This window comes from Serratia odorifera (assembly GCF_041448735.1).
Taxonomy (GTDB): Bacteria; Pseudomonadota; Gammaproteobacteria; order Enterobacterales; family Enterobacteriaceae; genus Serratia_F; species Serratia_F odorifera.
In genome coordinates this window covers 45398-62617 of sequence record NZ_JBGMUT010000010.1, presented here as the reverse complement: position 1 = coordinate 62617, position 17220 = coordinate 45398, and the positions used below count along the sequence as shown (strand labels likewise).

Here is a 17220-nt window from a genome sequence, read left to right as displayed (position 1 = left end):
GGCAGGGGTTAGCCCCCTGCCCAGAATAATTAACCGAGCGCCTGTATCCGTTGCCAGACGTCCTCCACCGGCACGTCAATACAGTCACCGGATTCGGTTTGCAATATTTCATATTGCCCTGACCAGGGATGCCAGGATTCTTTATCGGTATCGCCAAAGAACACCACCTGGGTTTTATTCAACGCCGCCGCCAAATGCATTTGCCCGCCGTCGCTGCACAACACCAAGTGGCATAAATCGAATGCCGCGAGCAGCTCGCGCACCGAGGCCGTCGGATACAGGGCAACGCGTTCGCTTTGGCATTGCGCCAGCAACTGCTCCGCACGCTTTTGATCGCCGATGTCGTCCGGCGCCAGCGTGCCCTGCGGCGACCAGAAAATCAGCACGGCATTATCGCTATCGACGGTCAAGCGGCGCACGATCTCGGCATAACGCTCCAGCGGCCAGCGACGATTGGCAATACGGCTGCTGATATGCACCGCGTAAATACGCGTGGCGTCCGGCAGCAGTCGCTGCCGCCGTTGTTGCGCCAACTGCTGCTCTTCGGCGGTCAAATACACCCGCACCGGTGGAATGGCGATCGGTTTATCGGTAATGGCAGACAGATAGCTGAAGGTGTGCTCTACCTGATGCTTACCGGAAAAATCGTCATGTTTAAACGGGCGGGTTATTTCCGGCGTGCCCAGATCGGCACCGATAATATGTTTGGCTCCCGCCATTTTCGCCAGTCGTAAACTGTATTTACAGGGCACCGGGTTGGCGAGGATCGCCGCATCGAAGTTAATTTTACGCAGTTTGAGAAAAATCATCAGGCGTTCAAGATAAACCCCCAGCGTGGTTTCATTTTTCGCCTTGTGCTTGGCTTTCTTATAAACAAAAACCCGTTCGATATGGGGATTATTCTTAACGACATCCTGACTGATTTTATTGATTAACAGGTAGAGTTTGGCCTCGGGATAGGCAATTTTTACCGCTTCAATCAGCGGGGTCGTACAAACCAGATCGCCAATGTTGTCGCGGCGAATAATTAAAATATTTTTCATACCAAGCCTATCGACGAAAACGCTCGCCTGTTGTCTGAAACTGCCACCCAAGGTTACCAAATTAGCGCCTTTCCCTTCCAGTTATGGTACTATTCCGATTAACCCATATAAATGAAATTGATAGAATGTTGCTGCGTTTATATCAGGTACTACTCTACCTCATCCAACCCCTGATCTGGCTCCGCTTATTACTGCGTAGCCGCAAAGCGCCAGCCTACCGAAAACGCTGGGCAGAGCGCTATGGCTTCTGCGCCGGCAAAGTGGTGCCGGGCGGTATCATGCTGCATTCCGTTTCTGTCGGTGAGACACTCGCCGCCATCCCGCTGGTACGCGCGCTGCGTCACCGCTACCCTTATTTGCCGATTACTGTGACCACAATGACGCCGACTGGTTCAGAGCGCGTTCAGTCCGCCTTCGGCAAAGACGTCCATCACGTTTATCTGCCCTACGATCTGCCCGGCTCAATGCGTCGTTTCCTCGATCAGGTGAATCCCAAATTGGTGATCATCATGGAAACCGAGCTGTGGCCAAACATGATCAATGCGCTGCACCAGCGCCAAATCCCGCTGGTGATCGCCAACGCGCGTCTTTCCGCCCGTTCTGCGGCGGGCTACAAGAAAATTGGCGGCTTCGTGCGTGATATGCTGCGGCGCATTACGCTGATTGCCGCACAAAATCAGGAGGATGGCGAGCGCTTTATCGAGCTGGGTCTCAAGCGTTCGCAACTGACGGTCACCGGTAGCCTGAAGTTTGATATTTCCGTCACGCCGGAACTGGCGGCACGAGCCGTCACGCTGCGGCGACAATGGGCGCCGCGTCGCCCAGTGTGGATCGCCACCAGCACCCACGAAGGCGAAGAGGCCATTCTGCTGGCGGCGCACCGCAAGCTGCTGGAGCAACACCCCGAGCTGCTGTTGATTTTGGTACCCCGCCATCCGGAACGCTTCCCCACCGCCAAAGAGCTGACGCAAAAAGCCGGCTTCAGTTACATCACCCGCAGCAGCGGCGAGATCCCCTCAGGTAGCACGCAGGTGGTTATCGGCGACACCATGGGCGAACTGATGCTGCTGTACGGTATTGCCGATCTGGCCTTCGTCGGCGGCAGCCTGGTGGAGCGTGGCGGTCATAACCCACTGGAAGCCGCGGCGCACGCCATTCCGGTGCTGATGGGACCGCATACCTTCAACTTCAAGGATATCTGCGCCAAGCTGTCACAGGCCGAAGGGCTGATTACCATCACCGATGTCGATTCACTGGTCAAAGAAGTGGCAACACTGCTGACCGATGAAGACTACCGCCGTTACTATGGCCGCCATGCCGTGGAAGTACTGTATCAAAATCAGGGAGCGCTCCAGCGCCTGCTGCAACTGCTGGAGCCCTATCTGCCGCCTCGGAGTCACTAATGAGCAACCGCAAAAGCCTGTCGGTAGTCATGATTGCGAAAAACGAAGCCGACCTGCTACCGGATTGCCTGCAATCGGTGCAATGGGCCGATGAAATCATCGTGCTTGACGGCGGCAGCCAGGACGCAAGCCGCGCCATCGCCGAAGGCCTGGGCGCCAAAGTACTGGAGAACAGCGACTGGCAAGGCTTTGGCAAACAGCGCCAACTCGCCCAGCGCTACGCCAGCTGCGATTACGTTTTTATGATCGATGCCGACGAGCGCGTCACCCCGCAATTGCGTCAGTCGATTGAACAGACGCTGAGCGCCGCTGACGACAACGTGGTTTACAGCATCGGCCGCCGTAACCTGTTTCTCGGCCGCTTTATGCGCCACAGCGGCTGGTATCCAGACCGCGTCAATCGTCTGTACGCCCGTGAACGCTACCGCTATAACGACCACCTGGTGCATGAGTCGCTGGCCATCGGCAGCGCCCGCGTAGTGCCGTTAAGTGGCGATCTGCTGCACCTGACCTGCCGTGACTTCTTCGCCTTCCAGCGCAAGCAGCTGCATTACGCGCAGGAATGGGCCAATCAACGCCATGCGGCCGGCAAGCACTGTGGCTATGCGTCGATTCTCAGCCATACGCTGGGTGCCTTCTGCAAGACCTGGCTGCTGCGTGCGGGCTTCCTTGACGGCAAACAGGGGTTGCTGTTGGCGGTGGTTAACGCGCAATATACCTTCAATAAATACGCCGCCCTGTGGGCGTTGGGCCGTAACAACGCTGAGAAGTGAATATGACCAGTAAAGCCATCTATCCCGGTACCTTCGATCCGATGACCAACGGTCATCTGGATTTGGTCACCCGCGCGTCGCTGATGTTCGATCGTGTGATCCTGGCCATTGCCGCCAGCCCAAGCAAAAAACCGCTGTTTACCCTGGAGGAGCGCGTAGCGCTGGCGACGCAGGTCACCGCGCATCTGGACAATGTCGAAGTGCTGGGCTTTAGCGAACTGATGGCCCATTTCGCCGCCCATCAGAACGCCAATATTCTGGTGCGCGGCCTGCGGGCGGTTTCGGACTTTGAGTATGAATTGCAGTTGGCCAACATGAATCGCCACCTGATGCCCCAGTTGGAGAGCGTGTTTCTGATGCCGTCGGAAGAGTGGTCATTCATCTCCTCGTCGCTGGTAAAAGAAGTGGCTCGTCACGGTGGAGACATTTCACCGTTCTTGCCGGACGTCGTCACCCAGGCGCTGATGGCAAAACTGTCGACCCAGTGATCAATGCTGGCAGCGGCGGCAAAAGAAAGTGCTGCGCTGCCCGTGTTTGGCGCTTTCAATCGGCGTGCCGCAAACACGGCAAGGTTCCCCCGCTCGCCCATACACCTGCAATTCCTGCGCAAAATATCCCGGCTTGCCGTCTGATTGCAGGAAATCCCGCAACGTGGTGCCACCCTGCTCGATCGAACGCAGTAATACCGCCTTGATGGTCTCCGCCAGCAGGTCAGCTTCGGCCCGCGTCAACGACCCGGCCTGACGGTCGGGCAGAATTCCAGCGGTAAACAGCGATTCGCTGGCATAAATATTACCGACGCCCACCACCAGTTTGTTATCCATCAGCCAGGGTTTGATCAGGGTGCGCTTGTTACGTGATTTATCAAAAAGATACTGGCCGTCAAACGCTTCGCTCAACGGTTCCGGCCCCAGGTGGGCCAACACGTTGCTGGCTGCCAGGTCGTCACACCATAACCAGGCACCGAAACGACGTGGATCGGTGTAGCGCAGGATCATGCCGTTGCTCATTACCAGGTCAACGTGGTCATGCTTGCCCGCCTCACTCTCTTCCGCCAGCATACGCAGGCTGCCTGACATGCCGAGATGTACGATTATCCAGCCGTGATCCAGCTCAATCAGCAGGTATTTGGCACGACGCTGTACGCTGCGCACCGGCCGGTCGCTCAATGCCAGGATTTGTTCTGAGACAGGCCAGCGCAAACGTGCATTGCGCACCACGGCGTACTGAATACTGTGGCCAACAAGATAAGGCTCGATACCACGACGGCTGGTTTCAACTTCTGGCAATTCAGGCATGGCGTGCTCTCCCTCAGACTTAACCCTTTATTATAAAACAAAAAACCCGGCCGAAGCCGGGTTTCAATTAATCCGCTAAATTAACGATTACTTAATTTTAGCTTCTTTGTAGATCACGTGTTGACGGACAACTGGATCGAATTTCTTCAGTTCCAATTTTTCCGGCTTAGTACGCTTGTTCTTCGTGGTGGTATAGAAGTGACCAGTACCAGCAGAAGAAACCAGCTTGATCTTCTCGCGAACACCTTTAGCCATGATGCAGTTCCTTAATACTTCTCACCACGGGCACGCAGATCGGCCAAGACCGTCTCAATACCCTTCTTATCAATAACACGCATACCTTTAGCAGATACACGCAGAGTTACAAAGCGCTTCTCAGCCTCAACCCAAAAACGGTGTGAGTGCAGGTTTGGCAGAAAACGGCGTTTGGTCGCGTTCATTGCGTGGGAACGGTTGTTACCGCTCACCGGGCGCTTGCCAGTAACTTGGCAGACTCGGGACATGTCTATTCTCCAAAAATCAAATCAGCTCGAGCTTCGTATAGGGTATGGCCGCCTCGTCAGGCTTTAGAGCCCATCTCAGCAAACTTCATACTGAGGAGACTCTCGTCATCAGGTCAGAAACCGCACACCAGGTCAGAAACCTGCTGAGATAGGCTCTTAACGCCAAACCCAAGATTCTCAAAGGTGGCGTAGTATACGCTCTGAAGCGTAAGTGCTCAAGTCCCGAACAGCTAAAGATCCCGCAAGGATCGCGAAAAATTTGCCTAAAGCCATCCGCGCTCGGCGAAAGAGACACATTCACCCCGGCCAATCACCAAGTGATCGAGCACTCGGATCTCCAATAATTGACAGGCGTTCGCCACCTGTTCCGTAATCAGACGGTCGGCATGACTGGGTTCGGCCTTACCCGAAGGATGATTATGCGCCAGAATGATCGCGGCCGCATTAGCCTTCAGCGCTTCGCGCACGATTTCCCTCGGGTGGACGACGACGCTGCTGATGGTACCAGTAAACATCTCTTGATGGCGAATGACCCGGTGCTGGTTGTCCAAAAACAACACCAGAAATACTTCGCGCTCGCGGTGAGCCAGCAAACTTTGCAGGTAATGGCGGGTAACCTTTGGGTTCAGCAATGCGTTTTCCTGCGCCAATTGACAGGCAAAACAGCGGAAAGCCAGCTCCGAAATGGCCTGCAGCTGACTGTAAGTGGCGTCACCCACGCCCTTCTGACTGCAAAACTGCGCATAATCCGCGGCAATCAACTGATGCAACGAACCAAACTGGAGCAACATTTGCTCCGCCCGCTGCATCACATGCACCCCGGGCAATCCGGTTCGCAGAAAAATCGCCAACAGCTCGACGTCCGACAAGGCCGCCGCGCCATCACGCAACAGCTTTTCCCTTGGCGCCAGCTCCCCTGGCCATAACGACATATCCTCACAGCTCATCATCGGCCTCCCTGACAGCGCCAAATCATGCCATGCCAACGATGGTGCAACGACAAGTGATTGATAACCTTGCGAGGCAACGCGCAAAGCCAGATGTAACGATTTGCACGCACCGCAGAAGCGCTCACCTGCCCGGCGGTTATGCTAAAATGGCCTATCCTTCGGTTTTCAATCGGACAATGATGATGACGGGACTTTCCGGCAAACGTATTGTACTGGGCATTAGTGGCGGCATCGCTGCCTATAAATGTCCGGAACTGGTACGCCGTCTGCGAGACAGAGGCGCTGAGGTGCGCGTGGTGATGACGCATGCGGCCAAGGCATTTATTACCCCACTGACGCTACAGGCGGTGTCGGGTTATCCGGTGTCGGACGATCTGCTGGATCCCGCCGCGGAAGCCGCCATGGGTCACATCGAACTGGGCAAATGGGCCGATCTGGTGATTCTGGCGCCGGCGACCGCCGATTTGCTGGCGCGCGTTGCCGCCGGTATGGCCAACGATCTGCTGACCACCGTTTGCCTGGCCACCGCCGCACCGATCGCCGCAGCACCGGCCATGAATCAGCAGATGTACCGCGCCGCCGCAACCCAGGCAAACCTGCAAACGCTACAGGCGCGCGGCATGCTGCTGTGGGGGCCGGACAGCGGTAACCAGGCCTGTGGCGACGTCGGCCCGGGCCGCATGCTGGATCCGCTGGATATTATCGATCTGGCGAACGCCTATTTTTCTGCGCCGCAGGATCTGACACATTTAAAGGTTATGATCACCGCTGGCCCTACGCGTGAAGCGCTGGATCCGGTACGGTTTATCACCAACCACAGCTCCGGCAAAATGGGTTTTGCCATTGCCGCCGCTGCCGCCGCGCGTGGCGCGCAGGTCACGCTGATTGCCGGGCCGGTCAGCCAACCGACACCGCCGGGAGTGACGCGCATTGACGTCACCAGCGCGCTGGAAATGGAGCTCGCCGTACAGCAACGTGCGGCAGCACAAAACATTTTCATTGGCTGTGCTGCGGTGGCGGATTACCGCGCCGCCCAGATCGCCGACGAAAAAATAAAAAAACAGGGTGATGACATCACCCTCAAGATGGTAAAAAACCCCGACATTGTCGCCGGCGTTGGCGCAATGAACAAAAATCGGCCTTTTGTCGTTGGGTTTGCCGCCGAAACCCAGAATGTGGAAGAATACGCGCGACAAAAACTGGTGCGCAAGAAACTGGATTTAATCTGCGCCAATGATGTATCGCTTGCAGGGCAGGGTTTCAACAGTGATACCAATGCATTGCATCTTTTTTGGCAGGATGGGGAAAAACGCCTGGCGCTCAGCGATAAGGCACTCCTTGGCCAACGTTTAATAGACGAGATAGTCAGCCGTTATGATGAAAAAAATCGACGTTAAAATTCTCGACCCGCGTATCGGTCAGGATTTCCCATTACCGACCTATGCCACGCCTGGCTCCGCCGGTCTTGATCTGCGCGCCTGCCTGGACAGTGCGGTGGAATTGGCTGCCGGTGAAACCACGCTGCTGCCTACCGGGCTGGCAATTCACATCGCCGACGCCAGCCTGGCTGCGGTGATCCTGCCACGCTCCGGTCTGGGCCATAAGCACGGCGTGGTGCTGGGTAATCTGGTGGGCCTGATTGATTCCGATTATCAGGGTCAACTGATGGTTTCCGTTTGGAACCGCGGGCAGAAATCGTTCACTATTGAACCCGGCGAACGCATCGCGCAGATGGTTTTTGTGCCGGTCGTTCAGGCCGAATTCAACCTGGTGGAAGCGTTCGACGACAGTGAGCGCGGCGAAGGCGGCTTCGGCCATTCCGGGCGCCACTAGGCCCCGTTAGCACGTTACCCGGCAGGGAATGTCGCCAGGAACGTTGGCGTCCAGAGAGTACGATCTCCCTGCGACAGACGTCCTCGACAATGCGGCATCGCATGCCGGGCAACGCGGAGAATACCGGCCCAAAAGGGCCGTTGACCCCACACCGTAAAAAAGCTATCACATAAGCCGCACAGAGTTTGCTCTGGCGCGGCCGGTGCCGGGTTTTCGAAAGTCCAAGCCGTTTTAGCAAGGGTCTAATCAGACATGGCAGAAAAAGAAAATACCAAAAGGAATCGGCGCGAGGAGATTTTGCAGGCGTTAGCCCAGATGCTGGAATCCAGCGATGGCAGTCAGCGCATCACCACGGCAAAGCTGGCAGCAAACGTCGGTGTTTCCGAAGCCGCGCTTTACCGGCATTTTCCCAGCAAGACACGAATGTTTGACAGCCTGATCGAGTTTATTGAAGACAGCCTGATTACGCGCATCAACCTGATTCTTCAGGACGAGAAAGAGACTTTCAGTCGCCTGCGTCTGATTCTGCTGCTGGTTCTCGGGTTTGCCGAACGCAATCCTGGGTTGACGCGCATCATGACCGGTCATGCGCTGATGTTTGAACAGGATCGGCTGCAAGGCCGCATCAATCAGCTGTTTGAACGTATCGAGGCGCAGCTGCGCCAGGTACTTAAAGAGCGCAAGCTGCGGGAAGGCAAAGGGTTTATCGTGGACGAAACGCTACTGGCCAGCCAACTGCTGGCATTTTGCGAAGGCATGCTGTCGCGCTACGTACGTTCCGAATTCCGCTACCGCCCAACGGAAGAGTTTGACGGACGCTGGCCGCTGCTGGCGGCTCAATTGCAATAACACAACGCCGGGCATGCCCGGCGTTTTTTATACCGTCAGCGCCTGAATCAAACGCCGTATTGCTCACGATAGGCGCGTACCGCCGCCAGGTGATCGGCCATTTCCGGTTTTTCTTCCAGATAGGCAATCAAATCCTTCAGCGTAACAATCGAAATCACTTTGCAGTGGTAATCACGTTCAACTTCCTGAATGGCAGAAATGTCGCCACGGCCGCGCTCCTGACGATCCAGCGAAATCAGCACCCCGGACAGGCTGGCGCCGCTGGCGCTGATGATTTCCATCGATTCGCGAATAGCGGTACCGGCGGTGATCACGTCATCCACCAGCATCACCCGACCTTGCAGTGGGCTACCCACCAGCGACCCACCTTCACCATGGGTTTTGGCTTCTTTGCGGTTGAAGCAGTAAGGCACATCGCGCTGGTGGTGTTCAGCCAGCGCCACCGCGGTGGTGGTAGCAATCGGAATGCCCTTGTAGGCCGGGCCAAACAGCAGATCGAAGTCAATCGCGGAATCCACCAGCGCCTCGGCGTAAAAGCGCCCCAACAGCGCCAGATCGCGCCCGGTATTGAACAGGCCGGCGTTAAAGAAATACGGGCTGGTACGGCCGGATTTCAACGTGAACTCACCGAATTTCAATACCTGTTTGTTGAGCGCAAACTCGATAAACTGGCGCTGATAGGCTTTCATTACTGCTTCTCCTCGTTTGGTCTTGATTGATGCTGCGCCCGATCGGCGGGCGTAAAAAAGGCGACCTCTCGGTCGCCTTGAAAATTAGTCTGCCAACGCCGCTTTCTGCGCCTGGAAGATGGTTTCGATGCCTCCTCGAGCCAGCGCCAGCAACGCCAGCAGCTCGTCATGGCTGAACGGCTCGCCCTCGGCGGTGCCCTGCACCTCAATCATACGGCCGTCTTCCATCATCACCACGTTCATGTCGGTTTCGGCGGCGGAATCTTCTACATACTCCAGATCGCACAACGCCTCGCCGTTCACGATACCCACCGACACCGCTGCCACCATGCCTTTCATCGGGTTCGCTTTCAGCTTGCCGGCCGCCACCAGCGCATTCAGCGCATCGGCCAAGGCGACGCAGGCGCCGGTGATCGATGCGGTACGCGTGCCGCCATCCGCCTGCAATACGTCACAGTCGAGGGTAATGGTGAACTCACCGAGCTTTTTCAAATCGACCGCCGCACGCAGCGAACGAGCGATCAGACGCTGGATTTCCAGCGTGCGCCCACCCTGCTTGCCTTTGGCAGCTTCGCGCGCATTACGGCTGTGGGTAGAGCGCGGCAGCATGCCGTATTCCGCGGTGATCCAACCCTGGCCCTGACCTTTCAGAAAGCGCGGAACGCCATCTTCAACCGTGGCGGTGCACAAAACCTTGGTATCGCCAAACTCAACCAGCACTGAACCTTCAGCGTGTTTCGTGTAGTGACGGGTGAGTGTCAGGGGGCGAACGTGTTGTGGTGCTCTGCCAGCAGGACGCATGGGCTTTCTCCGCTTTAATTCATCATTGGCTGCGCATTATACGGGCTTCGTGACGTTATGCCTATCCTGCCTGCGGACGCGACGCTATAATCGATTCATCTTTTCTTCTACGGGTACGCACAAATGATCCGCAGCATGACCGCCTACGCCCGGCGTGAAATCAAGGGTGAATGGGGCAGCGCAGCTTGGGAGCTGCGTTCCGTTAACCAACGCTATCTCGAAACCTATATCCGCTTGCCGGAACAATTTCGCAGCCTGGAGCCAGTGATCCGCGAACGTATTCGCGCCCGGCTGACGCGCGGCAAAGTGGAATGCAACCTGCGTTTTGAACTGGATCCCAGCGCGCAAAGTTCGCTACTGCTCAACGAAAAGCTGGCCAAACAGCTGGTAGAAGCGGCCAACTGGGTAAAAATGCAGAGCGACGAAGGGGAAATCAATCCCATCGACGTACTGCGCTGGCCTGGCGTGATGTCCGCTCAGGAGCAGGATCTGGACGCCATCAGCGCCCAACTGATGCAGGCGCTGGACGGTGCGCTGGATGACTTTATCACCGCACGCGAAAGCGAAGGCACCGCGCTGAAGGCACTGATCGAGCAGCGTCTGGACGGTGTCAGTGGCGAAGTGAGCAAAGTGCGTGCCCAGATGCCCAATATTCTACAATGGCAACGCGAGCGCTTGGTCAGCAAGCTGGAAGAAGCGCAGGTACAGCTGGAAAGCACCCGTCTCGAGCAGGAACTGGTGCTGATGGCACAGCGCATTGACGTCGCCGAAGAGCTGGATCGACTTGACGCGCATGTGAAAGAAACGCACAACATCCTGAAGAAAAAAGAAGCCGTCGGCCGTCGTCTGGACTTTATGATGCAAGAGTTCAACCGCGAATCGAACACCCTGGCGTCTAAATCAATCAATGCCGAGGTCACCACCTCCGCGATTGAACTGAAAGTGCTGATCGAACAGATGCGCGAGCAGATTCAGAACATCGAGTAACCCGCCTCGCGGTTCATATGCCCGCACTGGAAGGTGCGGGCTTTTTATTGCCGCTGGCGCCCCGTCAGAACTCTTGTTGGCTGGGCCGCAATACAATCTCGTTAATATCCACTTCCGCAGGCTGTTCGATCGCATACGCCACGGCACGCGCAACCGAATCCGCCGGGATCGCCTGCTGGTAAAATTCCTGCACGAACTGCGAACTGTCGGCGTCCGAGCTGCCAAACTTCAATTCGGAGTCCACCGCACCCGGGCAAATCGTCGTGGTGCGGATATGCGCTCCTACCTCATGGCGCAACCCTTCAGAAATGGCGCGCACGGCAAATTTGGTGCCGCTGTAAACCGTCCCCCCAGGGCTGAAGACCTTCACGCCGGCCACCGAAGAAACTTTAATGAAATGGCCGCCGTTTTGTCGCTCGAATACCGGCAGCGCCGCCGCGATACCGTACAACACTCCCTTGATGTTGATGGGGATGCCGTTGTCCCTGCCAGGCGGATACCGCGTCGGCTGGGATAAGTGGTTTTATTTATGAAAAACCAAAGAATTCGCACCGGCAATGACAAACGGCGCGGCCTGTGGCCCGGCAATAGTATTTTGTTCTAATTATCACTCAGAGTAATGAAAGGCGGCGCAAGCTGTGGCTAAATATCGTTTTTCTAGCCCGCTTGTTGTACGGACTCTGTATGTCGCAAATTTTGCAATTCCTTTTGGCGCTGGTGGTGATTATTGCCCTGGCGCTGTTGGTCAGTCATGACCGCAGAAAAATTCGCCCACGTTATATTCTGCAATTGTTAGCGATCGAAGGCGCTCTGGCCTATTTCTTCCTGCACTCCGCCAGCGGTTTAAGCGTGATTAAATCCATCGCCGGTTTCTTCGAACTGCTGCTGACCTATGCTGCGCAAGGTTCCGAATTCGTGTTTGGCGGTATGAGCAAGGAAGGACTGTCATTTATCTTCCTGGGCGTGTTGTGCCCAATAATCTTTATTTCCGCACTGATCGGTATTCTGCAGCATTTTCGCATTCTGCCTTTGATTATCCGCCTGGTCGGTACCCTGCTGTCGAAAGTGAACGGCATGGGCAAGTTGGAGTCCTTCAATGCGGTCAGCACCCTGGTGCTAGGCCAGTCGGAAAACTTTATCGCCTATAAAGGCATTATTGGCGATATCTCGCCACGCCGTATGTACACCATGGCCGCCACGGCTATGTCGACGGTGTCGATGTCGATCGTTGGCGCCTATATGGCGATGATCGATGCGCAGTACGTGGTTGCCGCGCTGGTGCTGAACATGTTCAGTACCTTTATTATCCTGTCGATTATCAATCCCTATCAACAGGATGATGAACCCGAACTGAAGCTCAACAAGCTGCATGAAGATCAAAGCTTCTTTGAAATGCTGGGGGAATACATTCTGGCGGGATTCAAGATCGCGATGATTATTGCCGCCATGCTGATCGGCTTTATCGCGCTGATTGCCGCGGTCAACGCCATTTTCGCGGCGATATTCGGCATCAGCTTCCAGCAAATTCTGGGCTATGTGTTCTACCCGTTGGCATGGCTGATTGGCATTCCAGCTCACGACGCCTTACAGGCCGGCAGCATCATGGCGACCAAGCTGGTTGCCAACGAGTTTGTCGCGATGATCGAACTGAAAAAGATTGCGGCGGAAATGAGTCCGCGCGGCGTGGGCATTCTGTCGGTGTTCCTGGTGTCATTTGCCAACTTTGCCTCAATCGGCATCGTCGCCGGCGCCATCAAAGGCCTGAATGAACAGCAGGGCAACGTGGTTTCCCGCTTTGGCCTGAAACTGGTTTATGGCTCTACGCTGGTCAGTCTGCTTTCCGCAGCGATTGCTGGGCTGGTGTTGTAACGCGCAAGTGGCCCGTGAACGATTCACGGGCCAAGCTTGATTAAAATGCCACACAAACCGGCGCATCAACGCGCATAACCGAATCCTGCGAGAATTGCTGTTTATAACTCGTGCGCAGCGCCTCGATATCGCCTTCGCTTACTGTGCCGGGCATATGAATCAACACCAATGCCTTGCTGTTTTCGCGCACCAGTTGTCCCTCGTGACCTAACCATTGACCACGAGCGTCAAATACCGATAACCCCTGCTTGAAGCGCGGCGTCACTTGCCGGTCGACAAAACTCTGCCATTCTTGCCCGCTAAGCGCCGGACCATGCGGTCGGTTGAGACCAAAATACAGCGTGGTTTGCACCATCGGTTCACCCGTTACACAGCGTGCCTGCGAGGAAGGCGCAGACAGCGGCGTGGAGCTGGACGCAACACAGCCAGCAAGTAATAACGCTGCACCGACGGTGGTCAGCCAGGTCAAGGTCTTTACCATCATATTTCCTTATGCGCTAATATTGCTTCACGCGCCATAAAGCACCCTGACAGGGCAGTGCGGCGCAATATAAATAAAATAAACTAATCCGAAATTTAATCAGTTAGAAAAACTCAGTGGCGATATGACGTCGTGCTCGTTACTCTTCAGATTACGACTTACTCTTGTCCTCAGCGAAGCCCTCATGTTATTGAGCATTCTTTATATCATTGGAATCACTGCCGAAGCCATGACCGGTGCACTCGCCGCTGGACGCCGCCAAATGGACATGTTTGGCGTAATCTTTATCGCCTCTGCCACCGCTATCGGCGGCGGTTCGGTACGTGACATGCTGCTCGGTCATTATCCGCTGAGCTGGGTCAAACATCCTGAATACATTGTGATTGTTGCCATCGCCGCGATCGTTACCACCTGGCTTGCCCCGCTGATGCGTCACTTACGCCGCCTGTTCCTGGTGCTGGATGCCGTCGGCTTGATAGTGTTTTCTATCATTGGCGCACAAGTAGCCCTGGATATGGGTCACGGGCCGATCATTGCCGCCATTGCCGCGGTAATCACCGGCGTATTTGGCGGCGTACTGCGTGATATGTTTTGCAATCGCATCCCTTTGGTTTTTCAAAAAGAAATTTATGCCGGCATCGCCTTTGCCGCCGCCTGGCTGTACATCGGCCTGCTTCACCTGAGCCTGCCGCATAATGTGGTGGTGATCATCACGCTGGTCGCCGGTTTAAGCGCCCGTCTGATCGCGCTGCGTTTTCGTCTGGGTCTGCCGGTATTCAATTACCAGCATCACGATCACTGAGGCTGGGAAGAAAAGCCGTCAATCTGCTGTTCGGCCAGCGCGTCGGCCAGTTGCCTGACCGACGGATGCTGGAAGAACGCCCTGATATTATTGGCTCGTTTCGCGCCAATCCCGGCATTTTGCTGCCATGCCTGCGTCGTCAGTTGCAGCGCCGGCACCCAATGCTCAACGCCAAGGCTCTGTGACGGCGTCAAGGGCGCACCCAACGCGATCAGCCAGCGCGCAAAAGGTCGTTGCCGCGCCAGCCTGAATTGTTGATAAATGTCTTGTGCACGTTTGTGGCCGATACCCGGTACCGCCATTAGCTGCTGCGGCGTTAACGTTAACCAGTCCGCCAGATTCTTTACCAGCGATTGTTCAATCAGCGCTCGCCAACTCGCCTCATTCACACCGCGCAGATTTAATCCCTGCGCCCCGCTCAGCCAGACCAGTCGCGCAATCAACTGCTGTCGGCAGCCTGGCTGTAATTCAAAGCAGCTCAAAGCATGGTAACGATTGGCATCGGGTACCGTAAGCGGCTGTCGTTCAACCGCACGCCACACCACGTCGCGCAGATACGGAATACCATGCCCTTGCAGGCTGATGGCGACATGATCGCCAGGCAGCGCGTTCAACTGTTGCCACAACGGCAGGGACCCCACGTTGACTCGGCGAACCCACTTGTCATCCAGACGTATCGGATCCAGCGCCAAAACCACCGCAATCTTGCCGGTGCGACCAATGCGGAAAATAACCTTGTTTACTCGCGCCACCTGCTGCACGGCCGGATACTTCCAGGCTACCGCCCACTCCGCCGGCTTATTACGCCAGTAACGCCCTTGCGGCGGGCTGTCTTGATGAATGACCACGCCATCGGTGACGAAAGGCAGCGGGTTTTGATGCCAGTGACTACGCCAGTGTTCAACGCCGTCGACATCATTGACCGACCGCGTGTAAGCCTGCGCCAGCGGGAAGCCGAGCGTGGCAAGTTGCCGCAGCCGCTCGGCCATGGTTGCCGGGCCATCGGGCCATCCCCAGACAAACAGCCCAATCTGCGCTAATAACGGCGACGGCCGCTGGCGCAACAGCGCACCGGCCACCCTTGAGCGCGCATTCACCCCGCCGGTAAGGTTTTGCTGATGATCGGTCATAATCAGAAACAGCTCTCCCTGCAATACCAACCTTTCCGGCGCATCTGGCAAGCTGGACGGTACCGCAGGGATGGACTTCACTTTTTCCAGCCAGTCTTCACCCTGTTTGCCATCGCCACGGCTAATGGCGCCGATCAGCGTGCCCCGCTGGTACACCAGCGTTACCGCAACGCCGTCCACTTTCGGTTGCACCCAAAGCGCGTCGCGGCCGCGCATCCATTGCACCACTGCCTGACGATCCGCCAGTTTGCGCAACCCGGTATGGGCAACGGGATGTGGCGTCTTCCCCACCGGCAACGCCGGTAATGCGTCGCCGTCACCGCTCCCCGCACAAGATTGCCAAAGACGCAGTTTCTGTCGCAGGCTGTCGTAGAGTTCATCGTCAATCAGCCCCTGTCCCTGCTGATAATAGGCGACATCCCAGCGCGTCAGTTGCTGTTCCAGTGCCGTCATTTCCAACGACAGCCGTTCCTGGCGCCACGCGGGACATGTTTCCGCCCCGGCGGCGGCGCAGCACATTGCCCACCACAACGCGAGGACAAGCCAGGCCCGATATTTCTGCATGCTGCACCTCCCTGATTGACGTCATTAAACCCCCCATGCGCAAACCAGGCCAGCGACCATAAATAACGCTGCAAAATGTCTTCCAAAAGAAATTGTTGTTTGCAGAAAACTACGGAAATATCGCGATACGTTGCGCAGATTTGTTTTTTGCCGACGTTTTCACACAAAGCAATGGGCAAAATGCGCGCAAACGCTGCAACAAGGGCGTTAGCCGTGTATACTGTGCGGAGAAAATACACATCCGCTGTTATTGGCACATCAACCGCTATCAACGAACATCATCATGGCTCAAGGCACGCTTTATATTGTCTCTGCTCCCAGTGGCGCAGGTAAATCAAGTCTGATTCAGGCTTTGTTAAAGACGCAACCGCTGTACGACACACAGGTTTCGGTTTCGCACACCACGCGCGCAAGTCGCCCGGGTGAACAACATGGCGAGCATTATTTCTTTGTCTCGCACGACGAATTCCGTCACATGATCGCGCAGGATGCGTTTCTTGAGCATGCCGAAGTGTTCGGCAATTATTACGGTACCTCACGCGCCGCCATCGAGCAGGTGCTGTCGACCGGCGTCGATGTTTTCCTTGATATCGACTGGCAGGGGGCGCAGCAGATTCGCGCCAAAATGCCGCAGGCGCGCAGCATCTTCATTCTGCCGCCGTCGAAGGAAGAACTGGGGCGCCGCCTGCGCGGACGCGGTCAGGATTCCGAAGACGTGATCGCCAGGCGCATGGCGCAGGCGGTTGCAGAAATGACGCATTATGCGGAGTATGATTATCTGATTGTGAATGATGATTTCGATCTGGCGCTGTCCGATCTGAAAACCATTATTCGCGCTGAGCGCTTGCGTTTAGGCCGGCAAATGCTGCGGCATGACGCTTTAATCAGCAAACTATTGGCAGACTGAAGTCAGTTTCAGTATTATGCCCAGTCTTTTCGTCACCTGTGGAGTAGCACAAATATGGCACGCGTAACTGTTCAAGACGCTGTAGAGAAAATTGGTAACCGTTTTGACCTGGTGTTGGTCGCTGCTCGTCGGGCACGTCAAATCCAGACCGGCGGTAAAGACGCTCTGGTTCCAGAAGAGAACGACAAGTACACCGTGATCGCCCTGCGCGAAATCGAAGAGGGTCTGATCAATAACCAGATCCTGGATGTGCGTGAGCGCCAAGAGCAGCAAGAGCAGGAAGCCGCAGAAATTCAAGCGGTTACCGCGATTGCTGAAGGTCGTCGTTAATTAGACTG

At 55.9% G+C, this 17220-nt stretch carries 21 protein-coding genes; 11 read left to right on the top strand and 10 right to left on the bottom strand.

From position 1 onward, the window contains the following. Window positions 1-29 precede the first annotated feature (29 nt). Window positions 30-1043 carry a glycosyltransferase family 9 protein gene (locus ACCC84_RS19500; protein ID WP_004956706.1) on the bottom strand — a complete coding sequence of 338 codons (1014 nt, stop codon included), beginning with the start codon at window positions 1041-1043 and terminating at the stop codon, window positions 30-32. A 125-nt stretch (window positions 1044-1168) separates the two neighbouring features. Between ACCC84_RS19500 and waaA the strand changes: the two genes are divergently transcribed. Genes waaA through coaD form a run of 3 tightly spaced genes read left to right on the top strand, consistent with a single transcriptional unit; the run spans window position 1169 to window position 3707 of the window. Continuing rightward, on the top strand, window positions 1169-2446 hold the full coding sequence (gene waaA / locus ACCC84_RS19495) for a lipid IV(A) 3-deoxy-D-manno-octulosonic acid transferase (protein WP_039991430.1): 1278 nt from the start codon (window positions 1169-1171) through the stop codon (window positions 2444-2446). Then, window positions 2446-3219, top strand: coding sequence for a glycosyltransferase family 2 protein (locus ACCC84_RS19490; RefSeq protein ID WP_004956711.1), 774 nt, complete (start codon window positions 2446-2448; stop codon window positions 3217-3219). Before waaA ends, ACCC84_RS19490 begins: the two co-directional genes overlap by 1 nt. A 2-nt stretch (window positions 3220-3221) precedes the next feature. Next, complete coding sequence (coaD, locus tag ACCC84_RS19485; protein ID WP_371902181.1) at window positions 3222-3707, top strand: pantetheine-phosphate adenylyltransferase; 486 nt, start codon at window positions 3222-3224, stop codon at window positions 3705-3707. Here coaD and mutM read toward each other — a convergent pair whose 3' ends face one another. The 4 genes from mutM to radC all read right to left on the bottom strand — a co-directional run bounded on the left by mutM (window position 3708) and on the right by radC (window position 5952). After that, the gene (mutM, locus tag ACCC84_RS19480) at window positions 3708-4517 is read right to left on the bottom strand and encodes a bifunctional DNA-formamidopyrimidine glycosylase/DNA-(apurinic or apyrimidinic site) lyase (protein ID WP_004956715.1); all 810 of its coding nucleotides are present in this window, start codon (window positions 4515-4517) and stop codon (window positions 3708-3710) included. Between the two features lie 87 nt (window positions 4518-4604). Continuing rightward, window positions 4605-4772, bottom strand: coding sequence for a 50S ribosomal protein L33 (gene rpmG, locus ACCC84_RS19475; RefSeq protein WP_004392084.1), 168 nt, complete (start codon window positions 4770-4772; stop codon window positions 4605-4607). 11 nt (window positions 4773-4783) lie between these two features. After that, complete coding sequence (rpmB, locus tag ACCC84_RS19470) at window positions 4784-5020, bottom strand: 50S ribosomal protein L28 (RefSeq protein ID WP_004931195.1); 237 nt, start codon at window positions 5018-5020, stop codon at window positions 4784-4786. Between the two features lie 263 nt (window positions 5021-5283). Continuing rightward, entirely contained in the window at window positions 5284-5952 is a 669-nt protein-coding gene (gene radC, locus ACCC84_RS19465) for a RadC family protein (RefSeq protein WP_039992473.1), read from the bottom strand. Window positions 5953-6149: 197 nt separating this feature from the next. On the opposite strand from radC, the gene coaBC reads away from it, so the two are divergent. From coaBC to slmA, 3 genes are all read left to right on the top strand, one after another. Beyond that, complete coding sequence (gene coaBC, locus ACCC84_RS19460) at window positions 6150-7367, top strand: bifunctional phosphopantothenoylcysteine decarboxylase/phosphopantothenate--cysteine ligase CoaBC (protein ID WP_182646430.1); 1218 nt, start codon at window positions 6150-6152, stop codon at window positions 7365-7367. Next, window positions 7345-7803 carry a dUTP diphosphatase gene (gene dut / locus ACCC84_RS19455; RefSeq protein ID WP_004956733.1) on the top strand — a complete coding sequence of 153 codons (459 nt, stop codon included), beginning with the start codon at window positions 7345-7347 and terminating at the stop codon, window positions 7801-7803. Before coaBC ends, dut begins: the two co-directional genes overlap by 23 nt. Window positions 7804-8055: 252 nt before the next feature. Then, window positions 8056-8652, top strand: a complete 597-nt coding sequence (gene slmA / locus ACCC84_RS19450) for a nucleoid occlusion factor SlmA (RefSeq protein ID WP_004956735.1) — start codon at window positions 8056-8058, stop codon at window positions 8650-8652. Between the two features lie 47 nt (window positions 8653-8699). On the opposite strand, the gene pyrE is transcribed toward slmA, so the two are convergent. Continuing rightward, window positions 8700-9341 carry an orotate phosphoribosyltransferase gene (gene pyrE, locus ACCC84_RS19445; RefSeq protein ID WP_004956738.1) on the bottom strand — a complete coding sequence of 214 codons (642 nt, stop codon included), beginning with the start codon at window positions 9339-9341 and terminating at the stop codon, window positions 8700-8702. 84 nt (window positions 9342-9425) lie between these two features. Next, complete coding sequence (gene rph / locus ACCC84_RS19440) at window positions 9426-10142, bottom strand: ribonuclease PH (protein ID WP_039991437.1); 717 nt, start codon at window positions 10140-10142, stop codon at window positions 9426-9428. 123 nt (window positions 10143-10265) lie between these two features. On the opposite strand from rph, the gene ACCC84_RS19435 reads away from it, so the two are divergent. After that, window positions 10266-11129 carry a YicC/YloC family endoribonuclease gene (locus ACCC84_RS19435; protein WP_198773847.1) on the top strand — a complete coding sequence of 288 codons (864 nt, stop codon included), beginning with the start codon at window positions 10266-10268 and terminating at the stop codon, window positions 11127-11129. 64 nt (window positions 11130-11193) lie between these two features. Here ACCC84_RS19435 and ACCC84_RS19430 read toward each other — a convergent pair whose 3' ends face one another. After that, the gene (locus tag ACCC84_RS19430) at window positions 11194-11592 is read right to left on the bottom strand and encodes an SDR family oxidoreductase (RefSeq protein ID WP_081445061.1); all 399 of its coding nucleotides are present in this window, start codon (window positions 11590-11592) and stop codon (window positions 11194-11196) included. A gap of 221 nt (window positions 11593-11813) precedes the next feature. Between ACCC84_RS19430 and ACCC84_RS19425 the strand changes: the two genes are divergently transcribed. Next, window positions 11814-12998 carry a NupC/NupG family nucleoside CNT transporter gene (locus tag ACCC84_RS19425; RefSeq protein WP_004956749.1) on the top strand — a complete coding sequence of 395 codons (1185 nt, stop codon included), beginning with the start codon at window positions 11814-11816 and terminating at the stop codon, window positions 12996-12998. Window positions 12999-13038: 40 nt separating this feature from the next. Here the strand turns inward: ACCC84_RS19425 and ACCC84_RS19420 are convergent, their stop codons facing one another. After that, window positions 13039-13479, bottom strand: a complete 441-nt coding sequence (locus ACCC84_RS19420; RefSeq protein ID WP_371902190.1) for a DUF3574 domain-containing protein — start codon at window positions 13477-13479, stop codon at window positions 13039-13041. Window positions 13480-13663: 184 nt separating this feature from the next. Here ACCC84_RS19420 and ACCC84_RS19415 point away from each other — a divergent pair, with 184 nt between their 5' ends. Beyond that, complete coding sequence (locus tag ACCC84_RS19415) at window positions 13664-14281, top strand: trimeric intracellular cation channel family protein (RefSeq protein WP_039991440.1); 618 nt, start codon at window positions 13664-13666, stop codon at window positions 14279-14281. Here ACCC84_RS19415 and ligB read toward each other — a convergent pair. Continuing rightward, window positions 14275-15975 carry an NAD-dependent DNA ligase LigB gene (gene ligB, locus ACCC84_RS19410; protein ID WP_371902179.1) on the bottom strand — a complete coding sequence of 567 codons (1701 nt, stop codon included), beginning with the start codon at window positions 15973-15975 and terminating at the stop codon, window positions 14275-14277. The genes ACCC84_RS19415 and ligB overlap by 7 nt on opposite strands. A gap of 283 nt (window positions 15976-16258) precedes the next feature. Between ligB and gmk the strand changes: the two genes are divergently transcribed. Together gmk and rpoZ are read left to right on the top strand one after the other, a co-directional pair. Beyond that, complete coding sequence (gene gmk / locus ACCC84_RS19405; RefSeq protein WP_004956760.1) at window positions 16259-16882, top strand: guanylate kinase; 624 nt, start codon at window positions 16259-16261, stop codon at window positions 16880-16882. Between the two features lie 54 nt (window positions 16883-16936). After that, a complete protein-coding gene (gene rpoZ / locus ACCC84_RS19400; RefSeq protein ID WP_004956763.1) occupies window positions 16937-17212 on the top strand; it encodes a DNA-directed RNA polymerase subunit omega in 276 nt (91 codons plus the stop codon). Window positions 17213-17220: the final 8 nt, after the last annotated feature.